Below are 17928 nucleotides of genomic sequence, written 5' to 3' on the forward strand. Positions count from 1 at the left end.
GCGACTTTACCCGGATCGATATCGACCCCGATGACCTCGTGTCCCAGCTCGGCCATCCCAACAGCGTGCGTGGCACCGATTCCGGTGCCGATTCCGTTGCCGATACCCGGCATCGGCGGTGGGCCTGGTGGCGGATACCCCGGCGGCGGTGGCGGATATCCCGGCGGCGGGGGCGGATTCCCCGGCGGCGGTGGCGGCGGTCACGGTGACTACGGCGGCGGCGGTGGTCACGACGGCGGCGGTCCGTTCGGCGGCGGCGGGGGTGGATTCCCCGGCGGCGGCCACGGCGGCTCCGGCGGTGGCGGCCCCTTCGGCGGTGGCGGCGGCTTCGGCGGCGGCCACGGCGGAGGCCGCGGACACTAGTTCCCCCGCGGTCACCTGTCATCTCCCGTTTGCCTGTCGCTCAGCGGGACGATGCAGTTAGCTCATCGCGGCCACCTACACCGGTTGTATGCGATGCACCGTTTTCGGCACCGGTTATCTGGGTGCCACGCACGCTGTTGGGATGGCCGAGCTGGGACACGAGGTCATCGGGGTCGATATCGATCCGGGTAAAGTCGCCAAGCTCGCGGGCGGCGACATTCCTTTCTACGAGCCCGGCCTGCAGAAGCTGTTGACCCAGAACCTGGCGGCGGGACGGCTGCGGTTCACCACCGACTACGACCTGGCCGCGGAATTCGCCGACGTGCACTTCCTGGGGGTCGGCACGCCGCAGAAGAAGGGCGAATACGGCGCCGATCTGTGCCACGTGCACGCCGTCATCGACACGCTGGTGCCCCGCCTGACCCGGCCGTCGGTGCTTGTCGGCAAGTCGACCGTTCCGGTGGGAACGGCAGCCGAGTTGAGTCAACGGGCCGCGACGCTGGCGCCGCGGGGCGTCGACGTCGAGGTCGCCTGGAATCCGGAGTTCCTGCGCGAGGGATACGCCGTGCAGGACACCCTGCACCCGGACCGCATTGTGCTTGGCGTCCAACAGGATTCGATGCACTCCGAGGCCGCGGTCCGCGAACTCTACGGGCCGCTGCTGGGAGCGGGTGTGCCGTTCCTGGTGACGGACCTGCAGACCGCGGAGCTGGTCAAGGTGTCGGCCAATGCTTTTCTGGCGACCAAGATTTCGTTCATCAACGCGATCTCCGAGGTGTGCGAGGCCGCCGGCGCCGACGTCAGCGTGTTGGCCGATGCGCTGGGATACGATCCGCGCATCGGGCGCCAATGTCTCAACGCGGGTTTGGGTTTCGGCGGCGGCTGCCTGCCCAAGGACATTCGCGCCTTCATGGCGCGCGCCGGTGAGCTCGGCGCCGACCAGGCGCTGACATTCCTGCGCGAGGTGGACAGCATCAACATGCGCCGCCGCACCCGGATGGTCGAACTGGCCACCGCCGCGTGCGGGGGATCGCTGCTGGGCGCCAACATCGCCGTGCTCGGTGCGGCGTTCAAACCCGAATCCGATGACGTCCGCGACTCACCCGCGCTCAACGTCGCGGGCCAGCTGCAACTCAACGGCGCCGCGGTCAACGTGTACGACCCGAAGGCCCTCGACAACGCGCAGCGACTCTTCCCGACGCTCAATTACGCGGTGTCGGTGGAAGAGGCCTGCGAGCGCGCCGACGCGGTGCTGGTACTCACGGAGTGGCGGCAGTTCGTCGACCTCGACCCCGGTGACCTCGCCGACCGGGTGCGTGCCCGGGTAATTGTCGACGGCCGCAACTGCCTCGATGTCGCGCGCTGGCAGGGGGCGGGTTGGCGTGTGTTCCGGCTCGGCGCGCGACGGCCCTAGCGGCCGGTTCGGTTGCCGTCTGGGCGCCCTCGACACGCGACTCGCCCTGGGCCCCAATGTGTTAACGAGAAGAAAAATACTTGATTCCGCGCTGTGACGGCCGCGCGGTCCGCCGCCGTCACGTTCCGGCGGCCGTGCCTCCCATCAGTGCTTTTCTGCCGCCGCTGGCAAAAGTGCGACTGGGCTCACACACCTCAATATGACCGTGGTGTTACGGCAATCGCACAGCGGTGAGACCGTGTCAGTGCGAATTTTTGCTCGGGTAAAAAGCTCCCTTACCCTCGGTAAATGACCCCGCGATAGCCGTCGTTCGAGAGGAGGCGCCATGGTCGATCTGAACCCGAATTACCAGACCGCCGCCGACGCCTTGCTCGGTTTCAGCAAATATTTTCACCGCGGCGAGATTTCACCGGACCATCGCGCGCTGCACAAGATTGGCGGCCGGTCGGCGGACGACTTCTACCGGGACCGCTGGGCGCATGACAAGGTCGTCCGGTCGACCCACGGCGTCAATTGCACGGGATCGTGTTCGTGGAAGATCTACGTCAAGGACGGCGTAATCACCTGGGAATCCCAGCAAACCGACTACCCGTCGGTGGGCGCCGACAAGCCGGAGTACGAGCCGCGCGGCTGCCCCCGCGGCGCCTCGTTCTCCTGGTACACGTATTCGCCTGCGCGGGTGCGCTATCCGTACGTGCGCGGCGTCCTGCTCGAGTACTACCGCGAGGCCAAGGCGCGGCTGAACGACCCCGTACTGGCGTGGGCCGACATCGTGGACGACCCCGTCAAGTCCGCCCGCTATAAGGCGGCGCGCGGCAAGGGCGGGTTCGTCCGCGCCGAGTGGTGGGAGGCCGCCGAGATCGCGGCGGCCGCGCACGTCCACACGATCAAGAAGTACGGCCCCGACCGGGTCGCCGGCTTCTCGCCGATACCGGCGATGTCGATGGTGAGCCACGCCGTTGGGGCGCGGTTCATTTCGCTCCTCGGCGGGTCGATGCTGTCGTTCTACGACTGGTACGCCGACCTGCCGGTGGCGTCGCCGCAGGTGTTCGGCGACCAGACCGATGTGCCCGAGTCGGCCGACTGGTTCGACGCCGGATACCTGATCATGTGGGGCTCCAACGTTCCGGTCACCCGCACGCCCGACGCGCACTACATGACCGAGGCCCGCTACCGCGGCCAAAAGGTGGTCGTCGTCTCGCCCGACTACGCGGACAACACGAAGTTCGCCGACGAATGGCTGCCGGCGCGACCGGGCACCGACGCGGCGCTGGCGATGGCGATGGGCCACGTCATCCTCAAGGAGTTCTTCGTCGACCGCACGACCCCTTACTTCACCGACTACGTGAAGCGCTACACCGATCTGCCGTTCCTGGTGACGCTGACCGAGCGAGACGAGGGCTGGCTGCCCGGAAAGTTCCTCACCGCAGCGGATCTCGGCGACACCGGTGAAGGGGCCGAGTCCAAGACGGTACTGCTCGACGCGCAGGCCAACCCGGTGGTGCCGAACGGCTCGCTGGGACACCGGTTCACGGCGTCGGGCGAGGGCAAGTGGAACCTCGACCTGCACGGCGTGGACCCGCTGCTGACGCTGCACGGCGTCGGCGACGACGTGGCCGAGGTGAAACTGCCGCGCTTCGACGGCGACCGGCCGGGTGTCCTCGCCCGCGGAGTCCCGACGAAAATCGTTGCCGGACAACGCGTGACGACGGTCTTCGACATTCTGCTCGCCCAATACGGCGTGCACCGCGACGGCCTGCCCGGACAGTGGCCCGCGGACTACGACGACGCAACCGTCCCGTACACCCCGGCCTGGCAGGAGCCGATCACCGGTGTGCCCGCCAAGGCGGTCGAACGGATCGCACGCGAATTCGCCGACAACGCCGAACGTTCGCGCGGCCGGTCGATGATTCTGATGGGCGCCGGAACCAACCACTGGTTCCATTCCGACCAGATCTACCGCTCGTTTCTGACGCTCGTGATGCTCACCGGCTGTCAGGGCGTCAACGGCGGCGGCTGGGCGCACTACGTCGGGCAGGAGAAATGCCGGCCGGTCACCGGGTGGTCGACGCTGGCTTTAGCGCTGGACTGGCAGCGGCCGCCGCGGCAGATGCAGGGCACGGTGTTCTGGTACCTGGCGACCGACCAGTGGCGTTACGACCGGTTCACGTCGGAGGTGATGGCCTCCCCGCTGGCCGAAGGCCGGTTCGCGGGCCGGACGGCGGCCGACAGCATCGCCCTGGCCAGCCGGCTGGGCTGGATGCCGAGTTATCCGACCTTCAACCGCAATCCGCTGGATCTGGCCGATGAGGCGGCGCGGCTGGGCAAGGACGCGTCGGAGCACATTGTCGACGGCCTGAAGTCCGGTCACCTGCAGTTCGCCTGCGAGGATCCGGACGCGCCCGAGAATTTCCCGCGCTGCCTGACGGTGTGGCGGTCCAACCTGCTCGGCTCGTCGGCAAAGGGCAACGAGTACTTCCTCAAACACCTGCTGGGCACCGATTCCAACGTCGCGGCAACAGACGAGGATGCGGTGCGGCCGCAGGAAGTGCGCTGGCGTGACGACGCGCCGGTGGGAAAGCTGGACCTGCTGTTGTCGATCGACTTCCGCAATACCAGCACCACACTGTTTTCCGATATCGTGCTGCCGGCGGCCACCTGGTACGAGAAGCACGACCTGTCCAGCACCGACATGCACCCGTTCGTGCACGCGTTCTCGCCTGCGATCTCACCGCCGTGGGAAACCAAGACCGACTTCGAGGCCTTCCACCGCATCGCGCGCGGGTTCTCCTGGCTGGCCGAAAAGCACCTTGGGAAGCGCAACGACATCGTCGCGATGCCGCTGCAGCACGACAGCGCCGACGCCACCGCGCAGCCAGGCGGGCGCGTGCTGGACTGGAAAGCCGGTGAGTGCGAGCCGATTCCGGGCAAGACGATGCCGCGCCTGGTCGTCGCCGAGCGGGACTACCCGGCGGTCGGCGACAAGATGGCGGCGCTGGGGCCGATGGTGGAAACCGTCGGGCTGACGACCAAGGGCGTGACGACGCATCCCGACGCGGAGGTCGAGTACCTCAAGGGTGTCAACGGCACGGTCGTCAGCGGCATGGCCGTCGGGCGGCCGTCGCTGGCCAAGGACACCCACGCCGCCGAGGCGATCCTGGCGCTGTCTGGGACGACGAATGGTCGGTTGGCGGTCGAGGGGTTCGAGGCGCTGCAGCGGCGCACCGGAACACAGCTGGCCGACCTGGCGAAGGAGAACGAGGGTCGGCGAATCACGTTCGCCGACACGCAGTCTCGGCCGGTGCCGGTGAACACCTCGCCGGAGTGGTCGGGTTCGGAGACGGGCGGCCGCCGCTACTCGCCGTTCACGATCAACACCGAACGGCTCAAGCCGTGGCACACCCTGACTGGTCGCCAGCACTTCTACCTCGACCACGACTGGATGAGCGAACTCGGCGAGCAGTTGCCGATCTTCCGTCCACCACTGGACATGACCGCGCTCTTCGACGAGCCGGCCGTCGGCGACACCAGCGGTGGGATCACCGTGCGGTATCTCACGCCGCACTCCAAGTGGTCCATCCACTCCGCGTACCAGGACAACCTGCACATGCTCACGCTTTCCCGTGGCGGGCAGGCGATCTGGATGTCCGACGTGGACGCGGCGAAGATCGGCGTCAAGGACAACGACTGGATCGAATGCACCAACCGCAACGGCGTGGTCAACGCCCGCGCGATCGTCAGCCACCGGATGCCCGAAGGCTTGGTGTTCATGTACCACGCGCAGGACAAGGCGGTGGACGTGCCCCGCACCGAGAAGACCGGAAAACGCGGTGGCATCCATAACGCGCTGACCCGGATCATGATCAAGCCGTCACACCTGATCGGTGGCTACGCCCAGCAGTCCTTCGCGCTGAACTACCACGGCCCCACCGGAAACCAGCGCGACGAGGTCACCACGATCAGGCGCCGTTCGCAGGAAGTGGAGTACTGACGAATGAAAGTCATGGCTCAGCTCGCGATGGTGATGAACCTCGACAAATGCATCGGCTGCCACACCTGCAGTGTCACCTGCAAGCAGGCCTGGACCAACCGCGGCGGCATGGAGTACGCCTGGTTCAACAACGTGGAAACCCGCCCCGGGCAGGGATACCCGCGCCGCTACCAGGACCAGGAAAAGTGGAAGGGCGGCTGGACGCTCAACAAGCGCGGCAAGCTGACGCTCAAGTCGGGATCGCGGATCAAACGGCTGCTCAACATCTTCGCCAACCCCGACCTGCCCACGGTGTCGGACTACTACGACCCGTGGACCTACGACTACGAGAACCTGCTGTCCGCGCCCGCGATGGACACCACGCCGGTCGCCCGCCCCAAGTCGCTGATCACTGGGCAGGACACCAAGGTGACCTGGGGCGCGAACTGGGACGACGACCTCGGCGGTGGACCCGAGCAGGTTGGCCGGGACCCGTTGCTGGCCAAGCTATCCGACGAAGTGAAGCTCGAATTCGAGCAGACGTTCATGTTCTACCTGCCGCGCATCTGCGAGCACTGCCTCAACCCCTCGTGCGCCGCGTCGTGCCCGTCCGGTGCGATCTACAAGCGCAGCGAAGACGGGATCGTGCTGGTCGATCAGGACAAGTGCCGCGGCTGGCGGCAGTGCGTCACGGGCTGTCCCTACAAGAAGATCTACTTCAACCACAAGACCGGCAAGGCCGAGAAGTGCACGTTCTGCTACCCGCGCGTCGAGGTGGGCATCCCGACGGTGTGCTCGGAAACCTGTGTGGGCCGGCTGCGCTACATCGGGGTGCTGCTCTACGACGCCGATGCCGTCGCGGCCGCGGCGTCGGTCCAAGACGAGCAGGACCTGTACAAGGCGCAGCTCGGTGTGTTCCTGAACCCGCACGACCCCCGGGTGGTGGCGGAGGCCGAACGCGCAGGGATATCGAGCGAATGGATTGAGGCCGCGCAGAATTCGCCGGTGTACCGGCTCATCGTCGACTACCAGCTGGCGCTGCCGCTGCACCCGGAGTACCGCACGATGCCGATGGTTTGGTACATCCCGCCGCTGTCCCCGGTCGTCGACGTGCTGACGAAGACCGGCCACGACGGCGAGAACAAGAACAACTTGTTCGGCGCCATCGACGCTTTGCGTGTCCCGATCGAGTATCTGGCGGAGCTGTTCACCGCCGGCGATCCCGGGCCGGTTCGCCTTGCGCTGCAACGGCTTGCGGCGATGCGCTCGTACATGCGTGCGGCGAACCTGGGCGAGGAGTTCGACGACACGATTCCGGATTCGGTGCGGCTGACCGGCGACGAGATCGAATCGATGTACCGGCTACTGGCGATCGCCAAGTACGCCGACCGCTACGTGATCCCCAGCGGCGCGGGGTCCGACGCGCACCGTCTGGACGCGCTCGCCACCGGGTGCAGCCTCGACGGCGATGGCGGGCCGGGAATGACGGCCTACGACGCGATGGCCGACAAATTCCACGTCACCAACGGCAACGGCAACGGCACCGACAACGGCGACCGCAGCAAGTCCGGACGGAACCTGCTCAACTGGGACGGCAAGAGCACCGACGGGCTGGTGCCTTCGAAGTGAAGACGCTGACCCGCAATCGGCGCCCGGCACGCGGCGCCGCCCTATCCGAACTCGACCGCCGGCTGTCGTGGCGCATCGCCGCGTTGCTGCTGGATTACCCCAGCGACCAGACGCTCGCAATGACCGACGAATTAGCTACCGCCGCAACGCAACTGCCCGCCGCGCTGCGCACGCCGATACTCGAGTTCCTGCGGCAGGAGTTCGGCGGCGCCGATCCGATGTGGCTGGCCGCGCGCTACGTCGAGACGTTCGACATGCGCCGGCGCGCCAGCCTGCATCTGACGTACTACGCCTACGGCGACACCCGCAAGCGCGGCATGGCGTTGCTGCGCTTCAAACACGCCTATCGCCAGGCGGGGATGCAACTCGGCGACGACGAACTGCCCGACTACCTGCCGCTGGTGCTCGAGTTCGCCGCGACCGTCGACCCCGCACAGGGCGAGCGGCTGCTCGCCGAACACGTGCCGGTACTGGAATTGCTCCGACTGTCACTGCAGGACAGCGGTTCTGGCTACGCCGGTATCCTCGCCGCCGTCCTTGCCACGCTGCCGCCGATCAGCACCGCCGACCGACGGCGCATCGCCGAACTGGCCGCGGAGGGACCGCCGGAGGAAGACGTCGGACTCGAGCCGTTCGCGATGGATCCGCTCGCGATGGATCCGCTGAGCGCCGGAGGTCGCCGATGAACATCGTGCTCTGGATGACCGCGCCGTATGTCGCGTTCACATCGTTTGTCGTGGGCCACCTCTGGCGCTACCGCACCGATCAGTTTGGTTGGACCACACGGTCGTCGCAGATCTACGAAAGCCGGCTGCTGCGCATGGGCAGCCCGCTGTTTCACTTCGGCCTGCTCGGCGTCTTCGGTGGTCACGTCGTCGGCCTGATGATCCCCGAATCCTGGACGTCGGCGGTCGGGTTCCCCGAATGGGCATACCACCTGATGGCCGTGACGATGGGTTCGCTGGCCGGGGCCGCAGTCGTGACGGGGCTGGGAATCCTGCTGTACCGGCGCGTCACGGTGCCCGAGGTCAGGAAGGCAACCACCCGCAGCGACAAGGTGATGTACGCGCTACTGGTGGGCGCGCTGGTGACCGGGATGCTCAACACCCTGAACAACGTGTTCACCACCTACAACTATCGCGGGACCGTATCGCCGTGGTTCCGCAGCCTTTTCACGCTGGATCCGGCGGTCGAGCTGATGGCCAACGCGCCCTGGACGTTTCAGGTGCATGCACTGATAGTCCTTGCACTGCTTGGTATTTGGCCTTACACACGGCTGGTGCATATGTTCAGCGCGCCGGCCGGATACCTGGTGCGTCCTTACCTTATTTACCGCAGCCGAGACCCGCAGAAGGCGTCGGCCAACCGCTACGCGAAGGCCTGGGTAGCGCCGGTGGCGCCGCCCCCACGCAGCCGGTGGGTGTGACGGCGATCTCACAAATAGCTCACGCCCCCCGCGTGCCCGAATGTGAGCAGCTTGTAGCACGCGGGTCATCGCGGGAATCGTTGCCGCAATAACACTTTCCTACGGTGATTGCATGCTGTTACAGACGCGCCGACACACGATCGATGACTGGGACGCCGAAGACGTCACCGCCTGGAACAACGGCGGCGCAAAGATCGCGCGCCGCAACCTGATCTGGTCGATCTTCGCCGAGCACGTCGGGTTTTCCGTCTGGTCGATCTGGTCGGTGATGGTCCTTTTCATGCCGCAGAACGTCTACCACATCGACGCGGCCGGAAAGTTCTTCCTCGTGGCGATGCCGACACTGGTCGGAGCGATCCTGCGCCTGCCGTACACGTTCGCGACAGCCACATTCGGCGGACGCAACTGGACGGTCTTCTCCGCGGTGGCGTTGGCGGTGCCCACGGCGTTGACGCTGTACTTCATGGCCCACCCCGGCACGTCCTACACGACTTTCATGATCGTGGCGGCGGTCGCCGGCTTGGGCGGAGGCAACTTCGCGTCGTCGATGACGAACATCAACGCGTTTTATCCGCAGCGGCTCAAGGGGTGGGCGCTGGGCCTGAACGCCGGCGGCGGCAACATCGGCGTCGCGATGATCCAGATCGTCGGGCTGTTGGTGATCGCCACCGCGGGTAACCGCGCGCCGCACCTGGTGTGCGCCGTGTATCTGGTCCTCTTGTCGCTCGCCGCGGTCGGCGCCGCGCTGTTCATGGACAACCTGACCAACCAGCGCACCAATGGCCGCTCGATGATCGACGTGATGCGCTACCGCGACTCGTGGTTGATCGCCCTGCTCTACATCGGCACGTTCGGCTCGTTCATCGGCTTCTCGTTCGCGTTCGGCCAAGTGCTGCAAATCAGCTTCCTGGCCAACCTGTCTCACGGCGCCAAAGTCACCCCGGCCATGACGGCCCAGGCGGCCCTGCATGCCGCCCAGATCGCGTTCATCGGTCCGCTGCTCGGTTCGATCGCGCGGCCGCTGGGCGGTTCGCTGTCAGACCGCATCGGCGGTAGCCGGGTCACGCTGTACGTCTTCGCCGCGATGATCGCCGTGGCCGGCTGGCTGGTGGCGCTGGGCCGGATGGCCGACGCCAGGCACGGCGCCGTGTCGGGCGGCGGCATGGCCGCCTACGTGGCCGGGTTCGTGGCGCTGTTCATCCTGTCCGGAATCGGCAACGGCTCGGTGTACAAGATGATCCCGTCGATCTTCGACGCCAAGGCGCACAGCATCGACGATCTCGGCCAGGCCGAGAAGGCCGACTGGTCGCGGCGGATGTCGGGCGCGCTGATCGGGATCGCCGGGGCCATCGGCGCGCTCGGCGGTGTTGGCATCAACGTCGTGCTGCGCGCGTCGTACCTGTCGCCCGCGAAATCGGCGACGACCGCGTTCGGGGTGTTCCTGGCCTTCTACGTGGTGTGCGCGGTGATCACGTGGTTCGCCTACGTCCGCACGCCCGGCCGGGCGCGCTTCCGGAAGCCGGCGACGGTCGCGGAGGCCGCCGCACCCGCGTGACGCCCCAGGCGCCCCGAGTAACCTGACCGCGTGGACTATGCGGCCGCGTTCCTGAAGGAGAACCGCGCGTTCTCAGAGCTTTTCCGCGACGTCGACGACGCCACGCCCGTGCCGACGTGCCCGGGCTGGAGCCTCAAGCAATTGCTGCGCCACGTCGGCCGCGGCGATCGCTGGGCGGCCCAGATCGTGCGGGACCGGCTCGACAGCTACCTCGACCCGCGCACCGTCGAGGGCGGCAAGCCGCCGCCGGATCCCGCCGACGCGATCTCCTGGCTGCAGGGCGGCGCCCAGCGCCTCGTCGATGCCGTCGAGCTGTCGGGCGTCGAGACGCCGGTGTGGACGTTTCTCGGGACGCGGCCGGCGAATTGGTGGGTTCGGCGCCGGCTGCATGAAGTCGCGGTGCACCGGGCCGACGCCGCCATCGCGCTGGGCCGCGAGTTCACGCTCGAACCCGACATCGCGGCGGATGCGATCACCGAATGGCTTGAACGGGTTGCGATCCAAGCCGGAAGCGACGGCGAGGCATTGCCGCTCGAGGAAGGCAACACCATCCACCTGCACGCAACCGATTCCGGCGCGGCCAGCGAATGGACGATCAGCGCGGCCGGCGGCCGGATCGGCTTTTCGCACGAGCACGGCAAGGGCACCGTGGCGCTGCGCGGCGGGGCCACCGACCTGTTGCTGGCGCTCGTGCGCCGCGTTCCCGTCGACGACACCGGCGTCGAGGTGTTCGGCGACGACTCGGTCTGGCGCAACTGGCTCGACCACACGGCTTTCTAGCCACGGCCCGGTGCCCACGCGGTAACTTTCAGACCATGACCACATCGGAGATCGCCACCGTTCTGGCGTGGCACGACGCTCTCAACGCCGCCGACCTCGACACGTTGGTGGCCCTGTCCAGCGACGACATCGACATCGGCGACGCCCACGGGGCGGCACAAGGCCACGAAGCGTTGCGCCGGTGGGCCGCCGCGCGCAACGTGACGGCGGAGGTCGGCCGGACTTACGTACGCGACGGCGTTGTCGTCGTCGAGCAGTACCTCAGCACCCCGGACCATCCCGGCGCGGTCACCAACTCCGCGTCGGCGTTCCGGGTGGTCCACGACCGCGTCACGTCGGTCTTCCATCATCACGACCTGGCATCGGCATTGGCGGCCACCGAGCTCACCGAAGCCGACTCCATCGACTGAGGCATCAGGAGCATTCATGCGCGGGATCATCTTGGCGGGCGGCTCGGGCACGCGCCTGCACCCGATCACCATGGGCATCAGCAAGCAGTTGCTGCCGGTCTACGACAAGCCGATGGTCTACTACCCGCTGTCCACCCTGATGATGGCTGGCATCCGCGACATTCTGGTGATCACCACCCCGCACGACGCGGACGGCTTCGAGCGACTCCTCGGCGACGGCTCGCAATTCGGGGTCGACATCAGCTACGCGACGCAGGATCGACCCGACGGGCTGGCGCAAGCCTTCGTCGTCGGCGAAGAATACATCGGCCGCGATTCGGTGGCATTGGTGTTGGGGGACAACATATTTTACGGCCCGGGCTTGGGAACCAGCCTGAGCCGATTCCAAAGCATCAGCGGCGGAGCAATTTTCGCCTACTGGGTGGCCAACCCGTCGGACTACGGCGTCGTCGAATTCGGGCCCGACGGCATGGCCCTGTCGCTGGAAGAGAAACCGGCCACACCCAAGTCTCAGTACGCCGTGCCCGGCTTGTATTTCTACGACAACGACGTGGTCGAAATCGCCAAGGGCTTAAAGAAATCCGCGCGCGGCGAGTACGAGATCACCGAGGTCAACCAGATCTACCTCAACCGGGGACGGCTCGCCGTCGAGGTGATGGCCCGCGGCACGGCGTGGTTGGACACCGGCACGTTCGACTCGCTGCTGGACGCCAGCGACTACGTTCGCACCCTGGAACGACGACAGGGTCTGAAGGTCAGCGTTCCCGAGGAAGTGGCGTGGCGGCAGGGGTGGATCGACGCGCAGCAGATGGAGCGCCGCGCGCACACGCTGGTCAAGTCCGGGTACGGGCGCTACCTGCTGGAGCTGCTGGAACGGAACTGACGCCCCCGGGTTTGGCCAGCACCGCCGCGATCGCCGTCGTCAGCGGCACCGAAAGTGCCAGCGCGACACCGCCAACCGCCGAGCGCGCCAGCTCGATGGCCACGCTCTCGCTCGTCAGCACGTCACCGAGCGAGCGGTTGGCGACGCTGAACAACAACAGCAGCGGCAGCGAACTGCCCGCGTACGCGAGCACCAGCGTGTACACCGTGCTGGCGATGTGATCGCGGCCCACCCGAATCGCGCCGAGGAAGATGGCCGGCCGCGAGCCGCCCAAGTGGGCGAGCTCGAACACCGTCGACGCCTGGGTCACGGTCACGTCGTTGAGCACACCCAGCGATCCGATGATGAACCCGGCAAGCAGCAAGCCGCTGATCGAGACGTTGCCCAGATACGCGCTGACCGTGGAGTTCTGGTCGTCCGACAGCCCGGTCAGATGGGCGAATTCGATTGCCGCCCAAGATAATCCCGCGGCGAGCAGCAATGCCGACAGGGTGCCCAGCAGGGCGGCGCTGGTCCGCAGGTTGACCCCGTGCGCGAGGTAGATCACCACGTAAAGGATCGCCGCCGACGCCACCAGCGCCACGGGGATAGCCGGCGCGCCGTCTCGCAGCGCGGGCAGCAGGAACACGACGAGCACGCCGAACGCGACGACGATGCCCACCAGCGCGAGCAGCCCGCGCCAGCGCGCCACCGCGACGATCACCACCGCGAACACGATCGCGAGGCCGACCAGGGGCCAGCCGCGTTCGAAGTCGTAGAAGGCGTAGCTGGTGGCGCCCTGCTCGTCGACCTGCCGGACGAGCCGGATGTGGTCGCCCGCCGCGAATTGGGGCTGACCGGGGCCGGGGGAGGACTCCAGCAGGGTGTTCGCGCCGGCGTTCGGTCCGGAATCGATTGCGACCACCGTCATGACGCACCGCCCCGCGCCCGGGGTTCCGGGCTGGGGCGCGGTGCTCAGCACCTGACCGGTCGACGGGCTGCCGCAGTCGCTCAGCCCGCTCGACAGCACATGGCCGCGCTGGGTGCTCACCGCGCCGCCGGAGGCGTTCTGGAACGGCATCGGGATGGCGACGTGCTGGCGGCTGGGCCACAACAACACCGCGCCGGCGATCACCGCCAGGCCGATCGCGCCCAGCAGCCCGACGACGATCCGGGCGGGCAGGGGCCCCAGCGGGGTCGGTCCGGACGACAAGTTGTGGGAGTGTGAGTGGGTCACCCGCTCCACCGTAGAGGCGGCCGGAAACCGCCTACTGCCGGTAGCTGGCCAGGAAGTTGCCCAGGCGGTCGATGGCGGCCGCCAGATCGCGGGCCCAGGGCAGCGTCACGATGCGCAGGTGATCCGGTGTGGGCCAGTTGAACCCGGTGCCCTGGGTGACCAGGATCTTCTCCTGCAGCAGCAGGTCGAGCACCAGCTGCTCGTCGTCTTCGATGTCGTAGACCTCCGGGTCCAGCCGCGGAAACGTATACAGCGCGCCCGCGGGTTTGACGCAGGACACCCCGGGAATCTCGTTGAGCTTCTTCCACGCGACGTCGCGCTGCTCGAGCAGCCGGCCGCCGGGCAGCACCAGGTCCTCGATGCTCTGGTGGCCGCCGAGGGCGACCTGGATCGCATGCTGTGCCGGAACGTTCGGGCACAACCGCATGTTGGCCAGCAGGCTGATCCCCTCGATGAAGCTTTCGGCGTGGTCCTTGGGTCCGGTGATGGCCAGCCAGCCGGCGCGGTATCCGGCGACGCGGTAGGCCTTGGACAGGCCGTTGAAGGTCAGACAGAGCATGTCGTGCGCCAGCGACGCCACACTGATGTGCTTGGCGTCGTCGTAGAGGATCTTGTCGTAGATCTCGTCGGCGAGGAGCAGCAGCTGGTGCTTGCGCGCCAGGTCGACCATCTGGGTGAGGACTTCGCGGCTGTAGACGGCGCCGGTGGGGTTGTTCGGGTTGATCACCACCAGCGCCTTGGTGCGCTCGGTGATCTTGGATTCGATGTCGGCGATGTCCGGCTGCCAGCCCTGCGTTTCGTCGCACAGGTAGTGCACGGGGGTGCCGCCCGCCAGGGAGGTCGACGCCGTCCACAGCGGGTAATCCGGCGACGGGATCAGCACCTGGTCGCCGTTGTCCAGCAGCGCCTGCAGCGTCATGGTGATGAGCTCGGAGACACCGTTGCCCAGATAGACGTCGTCGACGTCGAACCGGGGGAAGTCGTCGACCAGCTCGTACCGCGTGACCACCGCACGCCGGGCCGGCAGGATGCCCTGCGAGTCCGAATAGCCCTGCGCGTACGGCAGGGCCTGGATCATGTCGCGCATGATCACGTCGGGCGCCTCGAAGCCGAACGGCGCCGGGTTTCCGATGTTGAGCTTGAGGATCCGATGCCCTTCGGCCTCCAGCCGCGCCGCGTGCTGGTGCACCGGACCGCGGATTTCGTACAGGACGTCCTGAAGCTTGGACGACTGCGCGAAGGCACGCTGCCGGTGATGACCGGCGGTATGCAGGTGGAGCGGGTGCGGGGTCACGACACCTATGGTGCCATCCCCGTCCACCGAAATTTGCTGATTGGGCGCCGGGCACCCTCGCCGAGCGTGTTCACATGGCGAGATTTTTGCCGATTTGCAGCCCTGTGAGCACGCTCGGCGTGGCTGTGGTGTCAGCGCTTACCGGGCGGACGGGCGCCGCGGGCGATGCCCAGCCCCTTGACGGGTGCTGCCGGCGGTGCGGCGTCGCCATCGGGCTGGGCGGAGGGCTCCGGTTTTTGCTCCGGCTCGGCTTTCGATTCCGGTTGCTGCTCGGCCGACTCCGGCTGCGCCGGAGCGGCCGGCGCTGCGGGCGCGGCTTTCTTGGCGCCGGGCCGCTTGGCCCCCGCGGCGATGCCCAGGCCCTTCACCGGAGCGGCGGGAGCGGCGGGCGCCTTAGCCTCCCCGGCCGGTGCGTCGGCGGCGGGAGCGGCGGGCGGGGCCGCGGCCTTCTTGGCGCCGGGTTTCTTGGCGCCGGCGGCCAACCCCAGACCCTTGGCGGGTGCAGCCGGCGCTGCGGGCGCCGCGGTTGCCGATGCCTCGGCCGCCGGGGCCGCGGCCTTCTTCGCGCCGGGTTTCTTGGCGCCGCCGGCAATGCCCAGACCCTTGGCGGGTGCGGGAGCCTTGGCAGCGGCGGGCTGCTCGGCGGGCGCTTTCGGTGCCTCTGCGGGTGCCTCAGTGGGGGCTTCCGCGGGTGCGCTCGGCGCCGCGGCCTTGGGCGCCGCGGCGGCCCGCTTCTCGGCCTCCTTGGCGGCCGTGCCCTTCGCCGGCAGCGTGGCCTTGTCGTACTCGAGCGACCCCAACAGCACCTGGGCCACGTCGAGCACCTCGACACCGCTGCGACCCGCTTCCTCCTGCCGGTCGTTGACACCGTCGGTGACCATCACCCGGCAGAACGGGCACGCGGTGGCGATGGTGTTGGCCCCCGTGGCCAGCGCCTCGTCGACGCGTTCGTGGTTGATGCGCTTGCCGATGTGCTCTTCCATCCACATCCGGGCGCCGCCGGCGCCGCAGCAGAAGCTGCGCTCCGCATGGCGCGGCATTTCGGTGAACTGCGCCCCGGACGACCCGATCAGTTCGCGCGGCGCCTCGTACACCTTGTTGTGCCGGCCCAGATAGCACGGGTCGTGGTAGGTGATGTCCTGTGACACGGGGGTGACCGGGACCAGCTTCTTGTCGCGCACCAGCCGGTTGAGCAGCTGGGTGTGGTGCAGCACCGTGTAGTTGCTGCCCAGTTGCCGGTATTCCTTGCCGATGGTGTTGAAGCAGTGCGGGCAGGTGACGACGATCTTGCGGTCGACGGTCTCCACACCCTCGAACAGTCCGTCCAGCGTTTCCACGGCCTGCTGGGCCAGCTGCTGGAACAGGAACTCGTTGCCCGACCGGCGCGCGGAGTCGCCGTTGCAGCTTTCACCGGTGCCGAGCACCAAGTACTTCACGCCCGCGATGGACAGCAGCTCGGCGACGGCCTTGGTGGTCTTCTTGGCCTTGTCGTCGTAGGCGCCCGCGCAGCCGACCCAGAACAGGTATTCATAGCCGTCGAAGCTCTCCACGTCCTGGCCGTAGACCGGAACGTCGAAGTCCACCTCGTCGATCCAGTTGGTCCGGTCGGCGGCGTTCTGCCCCCACGGGTTGCCCTTGGTTTCCAGGTTTTTGAACAGCGTGGACAGCTCGGACGGGAACTCCGACTCCATCATCACCTGGTAGCGGCGCATGTCGACGATGTGGTCGACGTGCTCGATGTCGACCGGGCACTGCTCGACGCACGCTCCGCAGGTCACGCAGGACCACAGCACGTCGGGATCGATCACGCCGCCCTGCTCGGCGGTGCCGACCAGCGGGCGGCTCGCCTGCTCGGGCCCGTGCCCCGGAACCCGGCCGAATCCCGACTCCGGCACGTGGTGGCCCTCTTCCTCCACCGTCTCGAGGTCGAGGCCTTCCAGCGGCTCCGCCGTTTTCTCACCCAACAGGTAGGGCGCCTTGGCCATCCAGTGGTCGCGCAGGTCCATGATGACGAGCTTGGGCGAGAGCGGCTTGCCGGTGTTCCAGGCTGGGCACTGGGACTGGCAGCGCCCGCACTCGGTACAGGTGGCGAAGTCGAGCATGCCCTTCCAGGTGAAGTCCTCGATCTTGCCGCGCCCGAATTCCGCGTCGTCGGGCGGGTTTTCGAAGTCGATCGGTTCGCCGCCGGACTCGACCGGCAGCAGCGGGCCCAACCCGTCGGGCAGCCGCTTGAACACCACGTTGATCGGCGCCAGGAAGATGTGCAGGTGCTTGGAGTGCAGCACGATGATCAGGAAGGCCAGCATGACGCCGATGTGCAGCAGCAGCGCCACCGTCTCCAGGTACTCGTTGCCGGTGTGGCCCAGCGGCCGCAGGATTGCGCCGAACAACTGCGACAGGAACGCCCCGTCACCGTAGGGCAGCGTGCCGTTGTTGACCGCGGAGCCGCGCACCAGCACGTACGTCCAGATTACGTTGAAGATCATGAAGAGGATCAGCCAAGCGCCACCGGTGTGCGAGCCGTAAAACCTTGAGGTGCGGCCGATTTCACGCGGGCTGCGCATGATGCGGATCACCGCGAAGGTGGCGATGCCGAGGAATACGGCCGTCGCGAAGAAGTCCTGCAGAAAACCCAGCACGTCCCATCGGCCGATGATCGGGATGTGGAAGTTCGGCTGGAAGAGCAACCCATAGGCCTCGATGTAGACCGTGAGCAGGATGAAGAAGCCCCACATCGTGAAGAAGTGCGCCAGCCCCGGGATCGACCATTTCAGCAGCCGGCGCTGCCCGAAGACTTCCGCGACCTCGGTCCACACCCGGGTCCCGACGTTGTCGGTGCGCCCGGTCGCCGGCTGGCCGGACATCACCAGTTTGTACAGCCATAGGACCCGGCGGGCCGCGAACGCGCCCACCAACACGGTCATGCCCAGGCCCACTACCAGTCTGATGACGGTCTGCGTGGTCACAGAAGGTCTCTCCCATGCATCG

General features: G+C 67.3%; 13 protein-coding genes and 1 pseudogene. 10 read left to right on the forward strand and 4 right to left on the reverse strand.

Features of this window, described 5'->3' with window-relative positions; translation table 11 throughout:
• Nucleotides 1-113, reverse strand: a 113-nt coding sequence (locus tag A5745_RS24740) for a hypothetical protein (RefSeq protein ID WP_175879832.1), incomplete at its 3' end; no start/stop codon positions are given.
• On the opposite strand from A5745_RS24740, the gene A5745_RS24745 reads away from it, so the two are divergent.
• The 10 genes and pseudogenes from A5745_RS24745 to rfbA all read left to right on the forward strand — a co-directional run bounded on the left by A5745_RS24745 (nucleotide 97) and on the right by rfbA (nucleotide 12430).
• Nucleotides 97-363 (forward strand): hypothetical protein, encoded by a 267-nt coding sequence (locus A5745_RS24745; protein WP_254848594.1) that lies wholly within the window; start codon nucleotides 97-99, stop codon nucleotides 361-363. The genes A5745_RS24740 and A5745_RS24745 overlap by 17 nt on opposite strands.
• 88 nt (nucleotides 364-451) lie before the next feature.
• The gene (locus tag A5745_RS15380; protein WP_076117070.1) at nucleotides 452-1777 is read left to right on the forward strand and encodes a UDP-glucose/GDP-mannose dehydrogenase family protein; all 1326 of its coding nucleotides are present in this window, start codon (nucleotides 452-454) and stop codon (nucleotides 1775-1777) included.
• A gap of 388 nt (nucleotides 1778-2165) precedes the next feature.
• Nucleotides 2166-5768: pseudogene (locus tag A5745_RS15385) on the forward strand (nitrate reductase subunit alpha); the annotation flags it as partial.
• A 3-nt stretch (nucleotides 5769-5771) separates the two neighbouring features.
• Nucleotides 5772-7376, forward strand: coding sequence for a nitrate reductase subunit beta (gene narH / locus A5745_RS15390; RefSeq protein WP_076117074.1), 1605 nt, complete (start codon nucleotides 5772-5774; stop codon nucleotides 7374-7376).
• Nucleotides 7373-8062, forward strand: coding sequence for a nitrate reductase molybdenum cofactor assembly chaperone (narJ, locus tag A5745_RS15395; RefSeq protein ID WP_076117076.1), 690 nt, complete (start codon nucleotides 7373-7375; stop codon nucleotides 8060-8062). The genes narH and narJ overlap by 4 nt, the downstream gene beginning before the upstream one ends.
• Nucleotides 8059-8802, forward strand: a complete 744-nt coding sequence (gene narI / locus A5745_RS15400) for a respiratory nitrate reductase subunit gamma (RefSeq protein WP_076117078.1) — start codon at nucleotides 8059-8061, stop codon at nucleotides 8800-8802. The genes narJ and narI overlap by 4 nt, the downstream gene beginning before the upstream one ends.
• A 112-nt stretch (nucleotides 8803-8914) precedes the next feature.
• Nucleotides 8915-10357, forward strand: coding sequence for a NarK/NasA family nitrate transporter (locus tag A5745_RS15405; protein ID WP_076117079.1), 1443 nt, complete (start codon nucleotides 8915-8917; stop codon nucleotides 10355-10357).
• A gap of 30 nt (nucleotides 10358-10387) precedes the next feature.
• Nucleotides 10388-11137 (forward strand): maleylpyruvate isomerase family mycothiol-dependent enzyme, encoded by a 750-nt coding sequence (locus A5745_RS15410; protein WP_076117081.1) that lies wholly within the window; start codon nucleotides 10388-10390, stop codon nucleotides 11135-11137.
• Between the two features lie 35 nt (nucleotides 11138-11172).
• A complete protein-coding gene (locus A5745_RS15415; protein ID WP_076117083.1) occupies nucleotides 11173-11547 on the forward strand; it encodes a nuclear transport factor 2 family protein in 375 nt (124 codons plus the stop codon).
• A gap of 16 nt (nucleotides 11548-11563) precedes the next feature.
• Complete coding sequence (gene rfbA / locus A5745_RS15420; protein ID WP_076117085.1) at nucleotides 11564-12430, forward strand: glucose-1-phosphate thymidylyltransferase RfbA; 867 nt, start codon at nucleotides 11564-11566, stop codon at nucleotides 12428-12430.
• Here rfbA and A5745_RS15425 read toward each other — a convergent pair.
• From A5745_RS15425 to A5745_RS15435, 3 genes are all read right to left on the reverse strand, one after another.
• Complete coding sequence (locus tag A5745_RS15425) at nucleotides 12381-13646, reverse strand: YibE/F family protein (RefSeq protein WP_076117109.1); 1266 nt, start codon at nucleotides 13644-13646, stop codon at nucleotides 12381-12383. The two genes, rfbA and A5745_RS15425, sit on opposite strands and share 50 nt — an antisense overlap.
• A 31-nt stretch (nucleotides 13647-13677) precedes the next feature.
• Nucleotides 13678-14967 (reverse strand): pyridoxal phosphate-dependent aminotransferase, encoded by a 1290-nt coding sequence (locus A5745_RS15430; protein ID WP_076059215.1) that lies wholly within the window; start codon nucleotides 14965-14967, stop codon nucleotides 13678-13680.
• A 104-nt stretch (nucleotides 14968-15071) separates the two neighbouring features.
• A complete protein-coding gene (locus A5745_RS15435; RefSeq protein WP_076117087.1) occupies nucleotides 15072-17906 on the reverse strand; it encodes a (Fe-S)-binding protein in 2835 nt (944 codons plus the stop codon).
• Nucleotides 17907-17928 lie beyond the last annotated feature (22 nt).

The sequence above is a fragment of the Mycobacterium sp. IS-2888 genome, assembly GCF_001954215.1.
GTDB lineage: Bacteria > Actinomycetota > Actinomycetes > Mycobacteriales > Mycobacteriaceae > Mycobacterium.

Coding starts and splice junctions, on each gene's coding strand:
- narH (WP_076117074.1), top strand. CDS start 5,772: ATGAAAGTCATGGCTCAGCTCGCGATGGTGATGAACCTCGACAAATGC.
- rfbA (WP_076117085.1), top strand. CDS start 11,564: ATGCGCGGGATCATCTTGGCGGGCGGCTCGGGCACGCGCCTGCACCCG.
- narI (WP_076117078.1), top strand. CDS start 8,059: ATGAACATCGTGCTCTGGATGACCGCGCCGTATGTCGCGTTCACATCG.
- A5745_RS15405 (WP_076117079.1), top strand. CDS start 8,915: ATGCTGTTACAGACGCGCCGACACACGATCGATGACTGGGACGCCGAA.
- A5745_RS15380 (WP_076117070.1), top strand. CDS start 452: ATGCGATGCACCGTTTTCGGCACCGGTTATCTGGGTGCCACGCACGCT.
- A5745_RS15415 (WP_076117083.1), top strand. CDS start 11,173: ATGACCACATCGGAGATCGCCACCGTTCTGGCGTGGCACGACGCTCTC.